This is a genomic window from Bacillus sp. X1(2014), from assembly GCF_007678255.1.
Map to the genome: position 1 here is coordinate 1 of NZ_VEED01000008.1, position 17,458 is coordinate 17,458.

Here is a 17,458-nt window from a genome sequence, read left to right on the forward strand (position 1 = left end):
AAGATTTTATTACTACTATTTTACAACAAAAAAACTGTAGGCAAGCTCGTTTTTTTCGAGTTTGTCTACAGTCTGAATGAGCCTGGGATTACAGGCTCATTTTTTATGGTTATTTACGAGCAAGTTCATATTGCTCAATTTTATCCGCGTACGTTAAAGTAACACCAATTTCATCCCAGCCATTTAGCAGCATGACTTTAGGGTATGGAGCAATATCAAAAGAAGCTTTGAAACCTTCATTATCATAGACCACCTGATTTTCAAGGTCGACGGTTAATTGATAATTTTCAGATTCAGCCTTTCTAATCATGTACTGAACTTGTTCATTACTAGCCTGAATGGGGAGAATCCCATTTTTTACACAGTTGTTTTTAAAAATGTCTGCAAAACTTGGGGCGATGACGATTTTAAAGCCAAAATCTTGAACCGCCCACGGAGCATGCTCACGTGAAGATCCGCAGCCAAAGTTTTCACCGGCAACGATAATTGAAGCGTCTTTATATTTTGGATCATTTAATGAGAAATCTGGTCGAAGATTTCCTTCATCATCAAAACGCCAATGATAAAAAAGGAATTGGCCAAAACCACTGCGTTCAATCCGCTTTAAAAACTGCTTCGGGATAATTTGGTCTGTATCAATGTTCGACCGGTTTAAAGGATAAACAAGGCCTTGGTGAATTTTTAATGGTTCCATATTCTATCTTACCTCCTGTGCAGCAGCAAATTGTCGGACATCTACGAAGTGACCTGCAATAGCGGCAGCGGCTGCCATTTCAGGGCTGACAAGATGGGTTCTGGCCCCGTTTCCTTGGCGGCCTTCAAAATTTCGGTTAGAGGTAGAGGCACAGCGTTCCCCTGGAGGAACAATGTCATCGTTCATGGCTAGGCACATACTGCAGCCGGCTTCACGCCACTCAAATCCAGCCTCGGTAAAGACCTTATCTAAACCTTCTTTTTCGGCGGCAAGTTTAACACTAAACGAACCAGGAACAACAATGGCAGTTACAGAAGGGCTAACCTTCTTGCCTCGGATAACCTCAGCTGCACTTCGTAGGTCGCTTAAGCGCGAATTCGTACAAGAACCGATGAAAACATGGTCAATTTTCACATTTGAGATCGGCTGACCAGCTTCAAGGCCCATGTATTCAAGCGCACGCTGGATTTCGTCCTTTTCACTAGTTTTCTCAGTTTCGTCTGGATTTGGAACATTTGCCGTAATCGGAATACACATTCCTGGATTTGTTCCCCAGGTTACTTGTGGTTCAACTTCGGCTGCTTCAATCTCAACAACCAAGTCATAGGCTGCCCCTTCATCAGAAGCTAGAGTCTTCCACTCAGCAACGGCTTGTTCAAATGCTTCTCCTTGAGGTACATGGCGTCTTCCCCGTAAGTATTCAAAAGTTGTTTCATCTGGAGTGATGAGACCGGCTCTTGCTCCTGCTTCAATCGACATGTTACAAACTGTCATTCGTTCTTCCATTGAGAGCGAACGGATGGCTTCACCTGTGTACTCCATCACATAACCTGTTCCAAATTGGACACCGAATTTACCGATAATGGCAAGAATTAAGTCTTTAGCTGTAACACCAGTACCTAGTTTTCCGTTGACCTTGACATTTAAGGTTTTCGGTGGTGCCTGCCAAAGGGTTTGAGTTGCAAGAACATGCTCAACCTCGCTTGTACCAATCCCAAATGCGAGCGCACCAAATGCTCCGTGTGTAGAGGTATGACTATCACCGCACACAATGGTTTTACCAGGCTGAGTAAGTCCAAGTTCTGGTCCGATTACATGGACAATACCGTTATCTGGGTGATGAATATCAGCAAGTGGAACACCGAAATCCTGACAATTTTGTTGTAAGGTATCAATTTGATTTTTTGAAACAGGGTCATTGATTACAAGACGTTGGCGGGTTGGAACATTATGGTCCATCGTCGCAAAGGTAAGGTCTGGGCGGCGTACTTTACGACCATTCATTCGTAAGCCCTCAAATGCCTGAGGAGAGGTTACTTCGTGAACAAGGTGTAGATCGATATATAATAAATCGGGCTTTCCGTCTTCTTGATGTACTACATGCTTATCCCAAATCTTTTGGATAATATTTTTTGGTGTTTGCATAGCGTCCTTCCTCACGTAAATGAATTTTATTTCCTTAGATAAATTTAGGGGTAAACCGCCACCAAGACGGTTTACCCAACGAAATTTTTAAAAATAACAGCTGGCGATGCACTTCGAAGCATTTTGTGATTTGATATAATCTGCAATCCGTTTCGTCATTTCTGCAGTTCCTACAAGACGTCCATCTGGAACTTGAAGGTCGCCAGTGTGGAAGCCGGCATCTAAAACCGATTGAACTGCTTCTTCAATTACTTTTGCCTCGTCATTTAATTGAAAAGAGTATCTTAGCATCATTGCTGCTGATAATATCATCGCAACGGGATTGGCTACGCCTTTACCAGCGATGTCAGGAGCGGAGCCATGAACAGGTTCATATAAGCCCACACCATTTTCATTTAAGCTGGCGGAAGGGAGCATCCCAAGTGATCCCGTAATAACTGAAGCCTCATCACTTAAGATGTCGCCGAATAGATTCTCGGTAACGATGACATCAAACTGGCTTGGGTTCGTGATTAGTTTCATAGCAGCAGCATCAACTAATACATGTTCCACAGCTACATCTGGGTACTGAGCTTTTTTCTCTTCAACTATTTCGCGCCATAGTTTGCTAGACTCCAGAACATTTGCTTTATCCACCGAAGTAAGATGACCGCGCCTTTGCTGGGCTGCTTGAAAACCTTTATCGACAATTCTTTCAATCTCTTGACGGGAATAGACAAGCGTGTCTACAACGGAGTTTCCGTTATCACGACGTTCACTTGGTGTTCCGAAATAAAGGCCGCCAGTTAATTCACGTACGATAAGGAGGTCGCTTCCAGATACCACTTCTTCCTTTAAAGGTGAGGCATGAAGAAGGTTTTTAAATCCTTTAATCGGCCTTAAGTTTGCATATAAATCAAGTGCCTTACGGATTCCTAGCAAACCTCGTTCAGGGCGTAAATGGGAGGGATTGTTATCCCATTTTGGTCCGCCAACAGCACCAAGCAATACCGCATCGGCTTGTTTACAAGCATCAACGGTTGTTTCCGGAAGGGGAGTGCCGTAAAGGTCTATGGCTGCTCCTCCGATTTCATGGGTTTCAAAGCTAAAAGTATGATTGTATTCTTCAGCAATTGCATTTAACACATCTTTTGCTGAGTTAATAACTTCCTTGCCAATGCCATCACCGGGAAGTAAGACAATACGTTTTTTCATTAGAAGCAACCTCCTCATTTATTGTTTGTGGTCAATTAGACTACCGTTTCTTTTACAGCTGCATTTTGGTTGAAAAATACACGATTAACAGCGTTTAAGAATGACTTTGCAGAAGCTTCCAGTACGTCTTGTGCGGAACCGCGTCCAGTTACAGGAGTACCGTTCACGGTCATTTTGACATGGACTTCAGCAAGTGCATCCCGACCCTGGCCAATTGAACTTAATCTAAAATCAGTAAGATGGATTTCTTCTTTAATTAGTGCTTCCAAAGTGTTCATTAAAGCTTCAACACTACCAGAACCTGTACGGGCCGTTTCGACTCGAATACCTTCTGGAGTGGTTAATGCCACCGTCGCTGTCGGCAAGTTGGCTGAGCCGTAATGGACTTGGAAGGCAACAAGTTCATATTTTTTGATATCAACAGCTGTTGTTTGAATATCAGTTAAAATGGCAAAAAGATCCTCATCCGTTACTTCTTTTTTACGATCGGTTAACTGTTTAAAAGCCGTAAAGGCTTCAATCAATTTTTCATCCGGTAATTCAAAGCCCATCTGCTCAATTTTATCTTTGAATGCATGGCGGCCGGAATGTTTGCCTAGAACTAAATCATTAGATTTGACTCCAACTAATTCAGGGGTAATAATCTCATAAGTTAATGTATTTTTTAAGACGCCATCCTGATGGATTCCTGATTCATGTGCGAAAGCATTCTTCCCAACCACGGCTTTATTAGGTGGAACCATCATACCTGTAAAGCGGCTGACAAGATCACTCGTTCGTTTAATTTCTTTTAGTACTAAATTGGTAGTATAAGGATACTTATCTTTTCGAATGTTTAAGGCAACAGCAACTTCCTCTAAAGAAGCATTCCCAGCACGTTCTCCAATTCCATTGATCGTACCTTCAACTTGGGTTACACCGTTTTCGATCGCTGCTAACGAATTTGCAACCGCCATTCCTAAATCATCATGACAATGGCAAGATAATGCTGCTTTATGAATATTTGGAACGTTCTCTCGGATATAACGGAACATGCGTCCATATTCTTCCGGAGTGGTGTAACCGACTGTATCAGGAAGATTAATAACTGTCGCACCGGCATCAATGACCTTCGTAATAATTTGAACAAGGAAATCTAGGTCAGAGCGGGATGCATCTTCCGCGGACCATTCAATATGCGGGAAGTTCTTTTTCGCATAAGACACCATGTCTACCGCAATTTGTGTAACTTCCTCAGGTGTTTTCATCAATTTATACTGCATATGGATAGGGGAGGTGGCAAGGAATACATGCAACCTTGGTTCTGCTGCATCTTTTAACGCATCCCACGCAATGTCAATGTCCGATTTCGTCGCTCTTGCCAGGCCTGTGACTGATACATTTTTTATATTTCGGGCGATTGCTCTTACTGCTTCAAAATCGCCTTGGGAGGAAGCCGGAAAGCCGGCCTCCATAATATCAACCCCAAACCGTTCAAGTTGTCGTGCGATTTCCAATTTTTCCAGCTGGTTTAAATTCACACCAGGGGACTGTTCGCCATCACGTAATGTCGTATCGAAGATGTTAACGTGAACCATTTACCACCACTTCCTTCTTTGCGTTTACTGGTTTGTTTTTAATAAACGGCATTAATGCACGAAGCTCACGGCCTACTTGTTCAATTTGATGATTGTTTTCAGCACGATTAATCGCGTTGAATTGTGGGCGGTTTGTTTGATTCTCTAAGATCCAGCCCTGAGCAAATTTACCAGTTTGGATATCTTTTAATACTTCTTTCATGCGTGCTTTTGTATCTTCGTTAACTACACGTGGTCCAGAAACGAAATCTCCCCATTGTGCAGTGTCAGAGATTGAATAACGCATGTTTTCTAAGCCACCTTCATATAAAAGGTCAACGATTAATTTCAATTCATGTAAACACTCGAAATAGGCAACTTCAGGCTGATAACCTGCTTCTACTAAAGTTTCGAAGCCAGCTTTGATTAGGGCAGTAGTACCGCCGCAAAGAACCGCTTGTTCTCCGAATAAATCTGTTTCTGTTTCTTCTTGGAAAGTAGTTTCCAATACTCCTGCACGAGCAGAGCCAATTCCTTTTGCATATGCAAGAGCAACATCGCGAGCTTGACCAGTGTAGTCTTGGTAAACCGCATATAGAGCAGGAACTCCAGCACCTTCTGTATAAGTACGACGAACTAAATGTCCTGGACCTTTTGGTGCTACTAAGAATACGTCAACATCGGCAGGAGGGACGATTTGGCTGAAGTGAACATTAAAACCATGTGCAAATACTAAAGCATTACCTGCTTGAAGGTTAGCTTTGATGCTTTCTTCATATACTTTTGGCTGCATTTCATCTGGAAGAAGAACCATAACTACTTCAGCAGAAGCAGTTGCTTCAGCAACAGAGGTAACTTCTAAACCATCTTCAACTGCTTTATCCCATGATTTTCCTTCACGTAAACCAACTACTACATCAAAGCCGCTTTCTTTTAAGTTAAGGGCATGAGCATGACCTTGAGAGCCATATCCGATTACTGCGATTTTCTTTCCTTGTAAAACCTCTTCTTGAATATCTCCGTTATAAAGTACCTTTACCATTATGAATCATCCTCTCAGATATATTGTTATTTTAATAGTGAGTATGTTGCTAGGTCGTTTCCTTGCGGCTGGTGCCCACGCTGGAGGGCAGTCAAACCGGTTCTTGCAATTTCCTTAATGCCATAAGGTCGAAGCATTTCAATCAAGGCATCGATTTTATCAGGACGTCCTGTAATTTGGACGGCGAGACTGTCTTTGCTTACATCAATAATTAGGGCACGGAACGGATCGATGATCCCGTGAATTTCACTGCGCAATTGACTGCTTGAGGCTACTTTAATTAGAGCCAGTTCGCGGGCGACAATTGCTTTATCCGTAATATCGGAAACTTTTAAAACATCGATTTGCTTATTTAACTGTTTCGTCACCTGTTCAAGGCGCTGTTCGTCTTCAACCTCGACCACTAGGGTCATTTTTGAAATCCCTTCGGTTTCAGATGGACCAACTGAAATACTTTCAATATTGAACTGGCGTCGTTGCAAAAGGCCGGTGACACGGTTTAGGACTCCGCTACGGTCTTGGACGGTTGCTGTGATGATCCGTTTCATGGTTTCACCCCAATCATTTCATGAATTCCTTTACCAGGGGCAATCATTGGGAATACTTTTTCTTGCTGAAGTACACGGCAATCAACTAATACTGGGCCATTATGAGCAAATACCTCTGGCAGCACGGTAATCAGTTCTTCCTGGTTGTTAACCCGATAACCCTTAATTGAATAACTGTCAGCAAGTTTGACAAAATCAGGTTGTGTATGAAGAATCGATTCCGAAATACGGTTTCCGTGTAAAAGTTCCTGCCATTGGCGAACCATTCCTAATGCGCCGTTGTTGACAATAATGATTTTTACAGGAAGATTTCGTTCATAAATGATCGATAATTCCTGAAGTGTCATCTGAAAACCGCCATCCCCAACAATCGCTACAACTGTACTATCTGGCTCGGCAATTTGTGCGCCTATCGCAGCAGGGAACCCAAAGCCCATTGTTCCAAGTCCACCTGATGTAATCCAGCGATGCGGCTGTTTAAATGTGTAATACTGTGCTGCCCACATTTGGTGCTGCCCAACATCTGTTGCCACGATAGCGTCACCGTTTGTAACTTTATGGACTGCTTCAATAACCCATTGAGGACACATTCCGTTTGGATCATGTTTATACCATAGCGGATATTCCTGTTTGTCTTGGTTCAGTTTTTGCAGCCATTCACCAACTTGTGGTGACTCAATTTCGTGATTGAGCAGTTCTCTAAGTGCCTCTTTCGTATCAGAAACGATTGGAAGTTGTGTTGGAACATTTTTTCCAATTTCAGCTGGATCGATGTCAATATGGGCAACCTTCGCAAATGGAGCAAAGTGTTTAAGATTGCCTGTTAATCTGTCATCAAAGCGTGCTCCAAAATTGATAAGCAAATCGCATTCGTAAATGGCCATGTTTGCTGCATATGTTCCGTGCATACCACCCATTCCCAACGAAAGGGGATGACCTGCCGGAAAAGTACCAAGCCCAAGTAAAGTAGTGACCACCGGGATCTGATGTTTTTCTGCAAAAGCAGTGAGCTCAGCTGATGCTTTTCCATGGAGAACACCTGCGCCTGAAAGAATTACCGGCTTGGAAGCCTTTGAAATCGAATCAGCAAGTTTCTTTATTTGAAATGGATTTGGCTTTGTTGTTGGCTGATATCCAGGTAAATTAATGCTCGCTTCTTCGGGTTCTTCCGTTAAAAATCCTGCGGAAATATCTTTAGGAACATCTACTAAGACTGGTCCTGGCCGTCCGGTAGAAGCGATATGAAATGCTTCCTTCACGATACGTGGTAAGTCCTCGATAGATTGTACTTGATAGTTATGTTTAGTGATTGGTGTTGTGATTGCCATAACATCCGCTTCTTGAAAGGCGTCTGTTCCGATGACACTTCTTGCAACCTGCCCGGTGAAGATAACAAGAGGCAGGGAATCCATCATCGCATCTGTTATCCCAGTCACAAGGTTGGTTGCACCAGGTCCTGAGGTAGCAATAACGACTCCAGGTTTTCCGGTAACTCGGGCATATCCTTCAGCTGCATGGATCATTCCTTGTTCATGTCGGAAGAGAATATGCTCGATTGTTCCCTGGGCACGGTATATAGCATCGTAAATTGGAAGAACGGCCCCACCAGGATATCCAAACAGTGTTTCTACACCTTCTTTTTTTAGTAAGTCGATGAGAAGGTCTGCACCGGTTCTCGGTTCTGTAGTTGTTTGGACCTCAAGCTTTTTTGCTTCTACTTTCACGTCGTGATCCCTCCTTAACGGATAATTGAATTTTTTTTAAATTCTTTTGAAGCTTTGTATTATTAGAAACATAGTAAAAAAGGCCCTATTCTCCCAGAATAGACTGCAGTCAAGAACATCAATAGCAGAATAATCGGGGAGAAAAGACCTTTCATTTTCTCGGTACCACCCGTTTTTACAGCATTCTTACGAATACTGCCTTATGAAGCGTCCTCTAAAAAATATGAAGAATGCTTCTTTTGGTAACAGGTGTTCAAAGATATGGACACCCGATTAAGCCTACTTATGTTATGATTGTTCGGCTTAACACTCAGGGATGATGTCAGAATAAGTTGTATTACTGGGCTTCCAGCAACCCCAGCTCTCTGAAAATACGAATTCTTATTCCTTTATTCCCGTCATCGATTTATGGATATTTATTTGTCAAATGATTTTCATTTAACCCTTTTAGTACCTTAACTTCTTGAAGAAGGGGAGGGGTACTAAACAATTCCCAGTGGTATTTCTAGATTTTCATAATCCCACCAGTATTGGCAGAAGTTACGAGTGCTGCATATCTTGCAAGATAACCTGTTTTAATTTTTGGCTCTGGTTTCACCCATGCCTTCTGTCGTTCTGCTAAAACTTCATCATCAACAAGTAGTTCAATGGAGCGTGCTTCTAGATCAATTAAAATTTTGTCACCATTTTCAACAAGAGCTATTGGTCCGCCTTCTGCTGCTTCCGGTGAAATATGTCCAATGGAAATTCCCCGGCTTGCTCCGGAAAAGCGTCCATCCGTAATCAAGGCAACTTCCTTACCTAATCCACGTCCCATAATTGCGGAAGTAGGAGCAAGCATTTCAGGCATTCCTGGTCCGCCTTTTGGACCTTCATAACGGATAACGACCACGTGTCCTGCTTGAACCGTACCATTATTGATATTTTCTTGTGCCTCATCCTGGGAATCAAAAACGATTGCTTCACCCAAGAATGTTTTAATAGAAGGATCTACAGCACCAACCTTGATTACACTGCCATTTGGCGCAATGTTTCCATAAAGGATGGATAATCCGCCAACAGGGCTATATGGATTGTCTTTAGTCCGGATGACCGTTTCATTGGTGATTGTTGCTTCCTTCACATTTTCGGAAAGTGTCTTTCCTGTAATGGTTAAGCAATTATCATGCAAAGCGCCTTCCACTTTATATAGTTCATTAATAATGGCACTAACTCCGCCTGCACGATGAATGTCATCCATTGAATAATCGGATGCTGGCATAATTTTTGCTAGATAAGGAACTCTTTCAGCAATTTTGTTAATTTCACGTAAATCGTATTCAATTCCGGCTTCATGAGCGATTGCCAATGTATGAAGCACGGTATTTGTTGAACCACCCATGGCCATATCTAGGGCAAAGGCATTATCAATAGCCTCTCTAGTAATAATGTCACGCGGGCGGATATCTTTTTTCACTAGTTCTACTAAATACCTAGCGGCTTTACGAATTAATTCATGTCTTTCTTCTGAAGTTGCTACAATTGTACCGTTACCAGGAACAGTCATTCCTAATACTTCCATTAGACAGTTCATTGAATTGGCAGTAAACATTCCAGAACATGAGCCGCAAGTAGGGCAGGCATTTGTTTCAATGTCTAGCAACTGCTGCTGACTGATGGTTCCGTTATGATAAGCTCCAACACCTTCAAATACAGAAGTGAGGGAAAGGTTCTTTCCAGTTGATGGTGAAATACCTGCTTCCATTGGCCCGCCTGAGACAAAAACAGAAGGGACGTTGGTTCTTGCTGCCGCCATTAACATTCCTGGTGTAATTTTGTCACAGTTGGGAATGTAGAAAACACCATCGAACCAATGTGCGTTAATTACGGTTTCGGCACTGTCGGCGATTAATTCGCGGCTAGGGAGGGAATAGCGCATCCCAATATGTCCCATCGCGATCCCATCATCAACACCGATTGTATTAAATTCGAAAGGAATACCGCCTGCTTCACGAATAGCCTCTTTTACAATCTCACCGAAATGATTAAGGTGTTTGTGTCCTGGGATAATTTCAATGAACGAGTTACAAACGCCGATAAACGGTTTTTCAAGATCACTCGTTTTGACCCCGGTTGCATATAATAGGCTACGGTGGGGTGCCCGATCAATTCCCTTTTTAATCATATCGCTACGCATGTTTTTAGCTCCTAACTAACGATTGCATGGTTTGCACCTTCTGGATAACAAGCCACACCGTCTGTTGTTACAATTTTCCTAAATTCTTCTAAGAGATCCTTCGTAACCTCACCTGGTTTACCATCATTTATCTGACGGCCATCAACATCGATAACAGCGATAACTTCTACGGCTGTTCCAGTTAAGAATACTTCATCTGCTACATATACATCGTGTCTTGTGAACGGAGATTCTTTAACCTCATAACCTTTGGATTTTGCTACATCAAGGATGGCGTTCCGGGTAATTCCCTCTAGAGCTCCTAAATAAACAGGAGGGGTAAAGATAACGCCGTTTTTCACAATAAAGATATTGTCAGCGGAGCCTTCGGTCACATAACCTTGATCATTCAGCATTAATGCTTCCTCAACCCCGGCTTGATTCGCCTCTAATTTAACAAGAATATTATTTAAGTAGTTTAAAGATTTAATTTGGGGGCTTAGCACATCTGGGCGATTTCTTCGACTCGCAACAGATGCAATTTTAATCCCGCGCTCGTAATACTCTTTAGGGTACATACTCAATTCTTCAGCAATTATGATGACACTTGGCTTTGAGCAGGATTTAGGGTCTAGGCCGAGATTCCCTTTTCCACGAGAAACAACGACACGAATATAGGCGCTTTCTAGCTGATTTTTTCTGATTGTATCGACGATTAATTGCGTCATTTCCTCCTGTGTGAAAGGAATATTCAGCATAATGGATTGTGCTGATTCAAATAGTCTCTTTAGGTGTGCATCGAGTCGGAAGACGTTTCCGCTATATACACGTATGCCTTCAAATACTCCATCACCATATAAAAAACCATGATCGAAAACTGAAACTACAGCATCCTCTTTCTTGACGAATTCACCGTCAAGGAAAATCCATTGACTCCCCAACTTAACCACTCCTCTTTTGTGATAGACCGCTTTAAATGACTAAAAAAATTTAAAAAAGAATTACCATACCCTTCTCCAAATGATGGGGAGCGATGGCACTTAATGAATTGAATGATTATTTTCGATAATCATACAACCAATCGAAAACATGGTCAACACAAAAATCTGACAATTCAAATAAATCAAAAATATTGTTAGCGTTTACATTATTGTTCTAATAAGGAATACAGCGAAAAAAAGTTTTTTAAAATTTTTTTATTTTTAGGTTATTTTGTCTGTGCTAGGGATTGTAAATGGGGAGATAATCAGAGGTAAGTAAGTTAGATGTGTTGAAAAGTCGAGAGGATCTCGCGCTGCAAATTTTTAGAGGTTTACCAAAAAACACTAGTTTGAAATAGTGTTTTTGGGCTTAAAGCTTTGCGAGATGTTCATACACTTCCTGTAAATTACTATATCCCCTTATTTGGGCTTGTTGTAAATAGCTCCCCCAAATTTGCGCGGTCATCAGGGCGTCGCCAAGTGCATGGTGACGATCTTTTATGGCAATTCCACATCGATGACATACATCTTCAAGAGGTAATGATTTCATGGAGTTGTCGGAAAGGCGAATTAAGAAGGATGTATCGATGATTCGATGTTCAAATCTTGTCTTTAAGAGGTCCCACGTCATTTTCTGCATAAAGGACTTTTCATGGCTGGAGTGGTGCGCGACAAGAATATGGCTTTGTGAATAGTTGAAAAATTGAAGTAAGACATCTCTGGCAGTGGGAGCATCACGTAATTGCCCCTCCTGAATGTTGGTTAATGTTGAAATTTCATCGGATAAAGGAATGTCTGATTTTAGTAACGAATAAAAAGTATCATGATTCCTTATATGAGGCCCGACCATTTTCACTGCTCCGATTGAAAGGACATAATCCCCCTTCTCTGGATAGAACCCTGTCGTTTCTAAATCAAATACGACTACTTCTAATTCGCTAAGCGGGGTGTCTAAGTTGTTTTTATCTTTCATTTCTTTTTGCAGCTGCCGGATGAAGGAAAGTTGTTGTGGATTAACTTGACCTTGAATACCTGCATAAATATTGGACCCAACCCTGCCGGAAATTTGCCTTAAGTATTGAGCTAAATCATTTATTTTCATTTTATCCCTCCTTTTCGATAAGTTTTCCTGCGTATTGGTATAGTGCCACGCCGTTTTTAATAATGTCTTTCAGCTCATTCTTTTGCTCCTTTGTTAGTTTTTCAACTGGTAGATAGTGCCCCGATTCATAGTCTAATTGGCTGGCAAATTGAAGACGATAGGTTAAAAGTTTTATAAACATGGTTTTATAGAGATGCTTGTCATGGATTTGTAGTTGATCCATTCTTGAGAGGGTAGAGGTTTCCAAGACATGATTTCTCATTGCCAATAGTCGGACCGAATTGATGTAAGGAAATAGAGCAGTCTCCTTTATATTAAGGGAACCTGCATGTCTACCGTGCGTCTCCACTAAAAGCTGACCCAATACCCCAACTCCTTTTTTAAAATAAAGCGTATTTTTATAAACTCTTGCAAGAATTTGTTCCTTTTGAACCGTCAAATATGCAAATGTTTTCAGCTGATCCATTAACTGATGCTGGCCATAAAAAGAGCGGCCATCGATTAAGATTAATAGGTAGCGCAACGATTCCCATGAAGATTCGGCAGCCCAGTTCAATATTTGTTTCTCCCATTCGGATTGTGCTTTACACCAGAATGGATTGCCCGCCATTACACCGCCATCACAATAAGGATACCCAGCATGATAAAGACCTTTTGAAATTTCCTTTCCTAATGATAAAAAGTAAGCTTTAGCTTCGGCTGTTGGATCGAGATAAATAATACCATGATCCTGATCACTCCAAACCGATTGTTCGAAGCGGCCGGCACTCCCCATGACAAAGAAGGTGAAGGGAGAGGGCGGTGCCCCATACCGTGCATGAATTTCCTTTAAAGAGATTTCTAATACTTGTTTGAATATGTTGTCATGGAGTTGGTTGATTTGAAAGTGATCTTTGGCAGCTTCCTTGATATGAATTTTTTTGTATTCAGCAATTGCTGAGTAGGTATCGTATTCCATAATGTTCACCTCCTCTTAAAAAAGTCTAGAAAGGTGCAAGCCCAAGAGGACTTGCACAATTCATAATAATTATAGAGCTTTTGTTTGTTCTGCCTTCACTAATTCTGGATAACCATAGCTTCCGTGCTCACTCATATCTAATCCAATAATCTCTTCTTCCTCTGTAACACGCAAGCCTTTCATAAACTTTTTCATTAGGGCAAGGAGGATGAAGGAGACAATAAAGGCAAATGCGGCGCATGTGAATACTCCGAGTGCTTGAACGCCGAGCTGATGTAAACCGCCCCCGTAAAACAATCCTGGCTTTCCGACTGTGGCTAATTCTTTAGTGGCGAAGAATCCTGTTGATAAAGTTCCCCAAACACCAGCTGTACCATGTACTGAAAGGGCTGCAATGGGATCATCAATGCCTCTGTTTTCAAAGAAGCGAATACTGTAAAAAACAAGGATTCCTGCGATAAAACCGATTAAGACTGCGGCCCATGTATCTACAAATGCACAAGAAGCAGTAATAGCAACTAACCCTGCCAATGCTCCGTTTAACATCATTGGAACATCAGCTTTACCAAGAACCATCCAGGAGACAATCATCGCTGCTACCGTTCCGGCCGCCGCGGCTAAGTTCGTATTAACAGCAACAAATCCAAAGAATGCTTTATCAACAGATAATGTACTGCCTGCGTTAAAACCAAACCAGCCAACCCATAATAGCAATACGCTTAGAGCAGTAAATACTTGGTTATGACCGGCAAGATTATTGGCAGAGCCATCTTTGTTGAATTTCCCAATACGCGGTTTTAATAGAATCGTAGCAGCCAGAGCTGCCATGGCACCTGTTAAGTGAACAACAGTAGATCCAGCGAAATCTTGTTTTCCGTGCTCTGCTAACCATCCGCCGCCCCAAATCCAATGGGCGATTGGTGGATAAACAATGACTGAGAAAAGTAAAGCAAATACAAGGTAGGCACTTAATTTAGCTCGTTCTGCAAAGCCTCCAAAGGCAATCGTTAATGAAATGCCGGCAAAAGCTAATTGAAATAAAAAGAATACGGCACCAGAGAGTGGCAATCCATCGATGTCGTAGCCTGAATAAAAGAAGTCGGAGAAACCAATCAGCGGATTTCCTTTTCCAAAAATTAACCCATATCCAACTGCCCAAAATACGATTGAGCCGATTCCAAAGGTTAGGATTGTTTTCCCTGCAATATGACCTGCATTTTTCATTCGGGTTGAACCTGTTTCTAAGAGGATAAAACCACCAATCATTAAAATAACAAGTACAGCTCCCACCATTACCCATAGGCTATTCATTAAGAATGTAGTATCCATTTTTTCTCCCCCTTTAAAATGATGTTAATATTCTTAACATTTGGTATGTTAGTATTCTTACATGATTTTTGACTGGTTTCTATAAGTTTGGGAGATTATCTAACATGGATTTTAAAAAATGGTCATTTGTCTTAAGATATAGACAGAATAATGTACCGAGAAAGGATGAAAAATCCCATTCCTTTATTGAAGGAATGGGATCATATTGGTTAGTTCCTTACTTTTTACGTAAACCGAATTGGGCATTTAATTGACCTTGGATCATCTGTCTGCGAATCTGTTCTTCGTTGTGTTTCTTTTGTTCACGAAGCATTTCCTTCCTAATATCATGTGTTTGAATGCCGTCTTCAATTTTATTAGCAATCTCCATCAGCAATTCTACGTCTGAAAAGGAAAATTTGCGGCTTCCACCCGCAGACCTTTCCGGAAAAATTAACTTTCGTTCCTCATAGTAACGAATTTGCCGTTCGGAAAGACCTGTAAGATCCCTGACGATGCCTATGGTTATTACCTTTTTATCTTTATAAGAGATTTCTTTTCCCATTATTGTCGCTCACCACACCCTATTGTTTACAGATAGTTATTATTTCTTTTTCATAATATTATAATATGTTAGATTTCCTTACATAGGACTAGGTTATCATACTATTTTACTTGTTTGTCAAATTAGTATTTATGGAGTAATTTATTTTGAGTCGGCTGAGGAGAATGTTTTGTTGTACAATCTTTCCAGTTCTGAGAAGGTAAGGGAGTGTAGTTCTTGATGTGTAAAATCAGTGGTTTCTGATTCTAACAACTTTCTTAGATAAAACCGTCTAAGGAGTTCGAGTCCTTTCCTTAAGCGTGTTGTCAACCTTCTTCCCCCTTTTCAAATGGAAATTAGTAATTTTGTAATCTCCTTAAAAGTTCGTTCGCTTGGGAGCCCATTGTTTTCATGAGTTCTTCATACAACTCATCCCTTAATTTATCTAATTGAAGGATTCTTTCAGCGAGTTTAATATCATTTCTTCGATACATTTGAAATCTTCCTTTCTCTTGTGGTTTATATAGAAAAGTTAACTGAATTTTCTCTCCTTGTCAGTGGATTTGTAAGATATCCTAACAGAATTTTAATATCATCCTTCAAATTGGTAAGAAATCTTACCAATTTTTAATACATTATGTAAAAGAACCGGACATCTGCCCGGTTCTTAGGAAGTTTATATTAATATTCTCCATCAAATGGAGTGAATGGGAAGTTGAATCTTCTTTCAACAGCACGCAGACGTTGATTCACTCGTTGAAGTCTGCGGTCGAGTTGGGCTACTTGGCGTTGTAGTTGATTGATCTCTCTTTCTTGCCGGTCATTTTGCCGCTCCAATTGATTTAATCTGCGCTCAATTTGCTGTGGCTGTCTAGCCGGGTCATATTGTTCTGGTAGATAGGGATTAAATGGTTCTGGTTGTTCATAGTAATTCACTTGTTCTTGCTGACCATAGTAATTCATTGATTCAGGTTGAACATATCCATTATATTCCATCGGCATTTGAGACGTTTGTGGAATTTGAGGCATTTGATAAAGGCCGTACGGATTCATTTAGGCATCTCTCCTTATGTTGTAATACCATATAGATTATGTAGGTGAATATAAGGAGTAACGGCGAATGCCCATAGACAGCCTCTGGCTTTATGTTAGATAGTAATTAAAGAAATAAAAACGAGATGACCAAAGTCATCTCGGGTACGAATTTTTATATTTTTACGATGATTCTGCCCCGTGCTTCACCTTTGAGAATGGATGATAAATAAGTGGGTAATTCGCCTAGTGATACTTCCTTATTTATCACTTTTAATAAATGCTCTGGTTTAAAGTCAGCGGCCATGCGCTTCCATAAGGCGATTCTTGTTTCCATAGGGCAATACACGGAATCAATACCAAGTAAATTAACCCCTCTAAGAATAAATGGGAATACCGTGGCAGGAACATCGCCGCCTCCGGTAAGTCCGCTGACTGCCACTGAACCATTGTAAGTAATTTTACTAAGAATCGAGGCGAGTGTTTTGCCGCCAACAGGATCCACTGCTGCTGCCCAATGCTGCTTATCTAAAGCTCTGATTTTTTGCCCTGTTACGTCCTCACGGGAAAGGATTTCGCTTGCTCCAAGTTCAATAAGGTAGTCATGTTCGGAATGTTTACCTGTACTTGCGACTACATGATAGCCTCTGTGGGCAAGAATCGCTACTGCGATACTGCCAACCCCGCCGGTTGCCCCTGTTACAAGGACCTTGCCGTTATTAGGAGTTAATCCGTTTTCTTCTAAGCGTTGAATGGATAATGCGGCTGTGAATCCCGCTGTACCGTAAACCATTGCTTCCTTTAATGAAAGTCCCTTTGGCAATGGCACCACCCAATCAGCAGGGATCTGGGCGTATTCACTATAGCCGCCATAATGAGAGACACCAATCTCATAACTTGTAGCAATTACTTCATCGCCTGCTTTAAAGCGAGAATCGTTCGAACGGGCGACAACTCCGGAAAGATCAATACCAGGAATAAATGGGTAGGATCTAACAATTTTTCCATCAGGCGTACTCGCTAATCCGTCCTTGTAGTTCACACTCGAATAGCTGACCTTGATAAGGACGTCACCTGGTGGAAGGTCTTGTAAAGGTATCTCCTTTACGTTTACAGTAAAGTCGCTTTCAGACTTGTCTACTACCAATGCTTTAAATGATTCGTTCATTATTTAGGCCCCCAATGCATCTCAATTA

17 protein-coding genes are annotated in these 17,458 nt (G+C 41.4%); all 17 read right to left on the reverse strand.

The annotated features are described in order from the left end of the window. Window positions 1–109: 109 nt before the first annotated feature. On the reverse strand, window positions 110–694 hold the full coding sequence (leuD, locus tag FS608_RS15745) for a 3-isopropylmalate dehydratase small subunit (RefSeq protein WP_144552646.1): 585 nt from the start codon (window positions 692–694) through the stop codon (window positions 110–112). A 3-nt stretch (window positions 695–697) separates the two neighbouring features. After that, window positions 698–2,119, reverse strand: a complete 1,422-nt coding sequence (gene leuC / locus FS608_RS15750; RefSeq protein WP_144552648.1) for a 3-isopropylmalate dehydratase large subunit — start codon at window positions 2,117–2,119, stop codon at window positions 698–700. Between the two features lie 87 nt (window positions 2,120–2,206). Continuing rightward, window positions 2,207–3,313, reverse strand: a complete 1,107-nt coding sequence (gene leuB / locus FS608_RS15755) for a 3-isopropylmalate dehydrogenase (RefSeq protein WP_144552650.1) — start codon at window positions 3,311–3,313, stop codon at window positions 2,207–2,209. 35 nt (window positions 3,314–3,348) lie between these two features. Next, entirely contained in the window at window positions 3,349–4,890 is a 1,542-nt protein-coding gene (locus FS608_RS15760; RefSeq protein WP_144552652.1) for a 2-isopropylmalate synthase, read from the reverse strand. Further along, the gene (gene ilvC / locus FS608_RS15765) at window positions 4,877–5,911 is read right to left on the reverse strand and encodes a ketol-acid reductoisomerase (protein WP_144552654.1); all 1,035 of its coding nucleotides are present in this window, start codon (window positions 5,909–5,911) and stop codon (window positions 4,877–4,879) included. Before ilvC ends, FS608_RS15760 begins: the two co-directional genes overlap by 14 nt. 26 nt (window positions 5,912–5,937) lie before the next feature. Beyond that, window positions 5,938–6,459: an acetolactate synthase small subunit gene (gene ilvN / locus FS608_RS15770; protein WP_144552656.1), complete on the reverse strand. Its 522-nt coding sequence runs from the start codon at window positions 6,457–6,459 to the stop codon at window positions 5,938–5,940. Next, on the reverse strand, window positions 6,456–8,183 hold the full coding sequence (gene ilvB, locus FS608_RS15775) for a biosynthetic-type acetolactate synthase large subunit (RefSeq protein ID WP_144552658.1): 1,728 nt from the start codon (window positions 8,181–8,183) through the stop codon (window positions 6,456–6,458). The genes ilvN and ilvB overlap by 4 nt, the downstream gene beginning before the upstream one ends. A gap of 505 nt (window positions 8,184–8,688) precedes the next feature. After that, window positions 8,689–10,359 carry a dihydroxy-acid dehydratase gene (gene ilvD, locus FS608_RS15780; protein ID WP_144552660.1) on the reverse strand — a complete coding sequence of 557 codons (1,671 nt, stop codon included), beginning with the start codon at window positions 10,357–10,359 and terminating at the stop codon, window positions 8,689–8,691. A gap of 11 nt (window positions 10,360–10,370) precedes the next feature. Then, window positions 10,371–11,279, reverse strand: a complete 909-nt coding sequence (gene ilvE, locus FS608_RS15785; RefSeq protein ID WP_144552662.1) for a branched-chain-amino-acid transaminase — start codon at window positions 11,277–11,279, stop codon at window positions 10,371–10,373. A gap of 409 nt (window positions 11,280–11,688) precedes the next feature. Further along, complete coding sequence (locus FS608_RS15790) at window positions 11,689–12,420, reverse strand: exonuclease domain-containing protein (RefSeq protein ID WP_144552664.1); 732 nt, start codon at window positions 12,418–12,420, stop codon at window positions 11,689–11,691. A gap of 1 nt (window position 12,421) precedes the next feature. Next, window positions 12,422–13,378, reverse strand: a complete 957-nt coding sequence (locus FS608_RS15795; RefSeq protein ID WP_144552666.1) for a DUF294 nucleotidyltransferase-like domain-containing protein — start codon at window positions 13,376–13,378, stop codon at window positions 12,422–12,424. Window positions 13,379–13,447: 69 nt separating this feature from the next. Beyond that, window positions 13,448–14,707 (reverse strand): ammonium transporter, encoded by a 1,260-nt coding sequence (locus FS608_RS15800; protein WP_144552668.1) that lies wholly within the window; start codon window positions 14,705–14,707, stop codon window positions 13,448–13,450. Window positions 14,708–14,924: 217 nt separating this feature from the next. Then, window positions 14,925–15,251 (reverse strand): MerR family transcriptional regulator, encoded by a 327-nt coding sequence (locus FS608_RS15805; protein WP_144552670.1) that lies wholly within the window; start codon window positions 15,249–15,251, stop codon window positions 14,925–14,927. A 141-nt stretch (window positions 15,252–15,392) separates the two neighbouring features. Further along, complete coding sequence (locus FS608_RS30340; protein ID WP_186328762.1) at window positions 15,393–15,560, reverse strand: hypothetical protein; 168 nt, start codon at window positions 15,558–15,560, stop codon at window positions 15,393–15,395. A gap of 26 nt (window positions 15,561–15,586) precedes the next feature. Further along, window positions 15,587–15,724, reverse strand: a complete 138-nt coding sequence (locus FS608_RS30345) for a hypothetical protein (RefSeq protein WP_166256179.1) — start codon at window positions 15,722–15,724, stop codon at window positions 15,587–15,589. Between the two features lie 187 nt (window positions 15,725–15,911). After that, on the reverse strand, window positions 15,912–16,283 hold the full coding sequence (locus FS608_RS15810) for a hypothetical protein (RefSeq protein ID WP_186328763.1): 372 nt from the start codon (window positions 16,281–16,283) through the stop codon (window positions 15,912–15,914). A 154-nt stretch (window positions 16,284–16,437) separates the two neighbouring features. Continuing rightward, window positions 16,438–17,430: an NADPH:quinone oxidoreductase family protein gene (locus FS608_RS15815; protein WP_144552673.1), complete on the reverse strand. Its 993-nt coding sequence runs from the start codon at window positions 17,428–17,430 to the stop codon at window positions 16,438–16,440. Window positions 17,431–17,458 lie beyond the last annotated feature (28 nt).

Excerpts from the sequence above, each read along its gene's own strand:
- leuD (WP_144552646.1), bottom strand. The coding sequence starts at position 694 with ATGGAACCATTAAAAATTCACCAAGGCCTTGTTTATCCTTTAAACCGG.
- leuC (WP_144552648.1), bottom strand. The coding sequence starts at position 2,119 with ATGCAAACACCAAAAAATATTATCCAAAAGATTTGGGATAAGCATGTA.
- leuB (WP_144552650.1), bottom strand. The coding sequence starts at position 3,313 with ATGAAAAAACGTATTGTCTTACTTCCCGGTGATGGCATTGGCAAGGAA.
- FS608_RS15760 (WP_144552652.1), bottom strand. The coding sequence starts at position 4,890 with ATGGTTCACGTTAACATCTTCGATACGACATTACGTGATGGCGAACAG.
- ilvC (WP_144552654.1), bottom strand. The coding sequence starts at position 5,911 with ATGGTAAAGGTACTTTATAACGGAGATATTCAAGAAGAGGTTTTACAA.
- ilvN (WP_144552656.1), bottom strand. The coding sequence starts at position 6,459 with ATGAAACGGATCATCACAGCAACCGTCCAAGACCGTAGCGGAGTCCTA.
- ilvD (WP_144552660.1), bottom strand. The coding sequence starts at position 10,359 with ATGCGTAGCGATATGATTAAAAAGGGAATTGATCGGGCACCCCACCGT.
- FS608_RS15790 (WP_144552664.1), bottom strand. The coding sequence starts at position 12,420 with ATGAAAATAAATGATTTAGCTCAATACTTAAGGCAAATTTCCGGCAGG.
- FS608_RS15795 (WP_144552666.1), bottom strand. The coding sequence starts at position 13,378 with ATGGAATACGATACCTACTCAGCAATTGCTGAATACAAAAAAATTCAT.
- FS608_RS15800 (WP_144552668.1), bottom strand. The coding sequence starts at position 14,707 with ATGGATACTACATTCTTAATGAATAGCCTATGGGTAATGGTGGGAGCT.
- FS608_RS15805 (WP_144552670.1), bottom strand. The coding sequence starts at position 15,251 with ATGGGAAAAGAAATCTCTTATAAAGATAAAAAGGTAATAACCATAGGC.
- FS608_RS30345 (WP_166256179.1), bottom strand. The coding sequence starts at position 15,724 with ATGTATCGAAGAAATGATATTAAACTCGCTGAAAGAATCCTTCAATTA.
- FS608_RS15810 (WP_186328763.1), bottom strand. The coding sequence starts at position 16,283 with ATGAATCCGTACGGCCTTTATCAAATGCCTCAAATTCCACAAACGTCT.
- FS608_RS15815 (WP_144552673.1), bottom strand. The coding sequence starts at position 17,430 with ATGAACGAATCATTTAAAGCATTGGTAGTAGACAAGTCTGAAAGCGAC.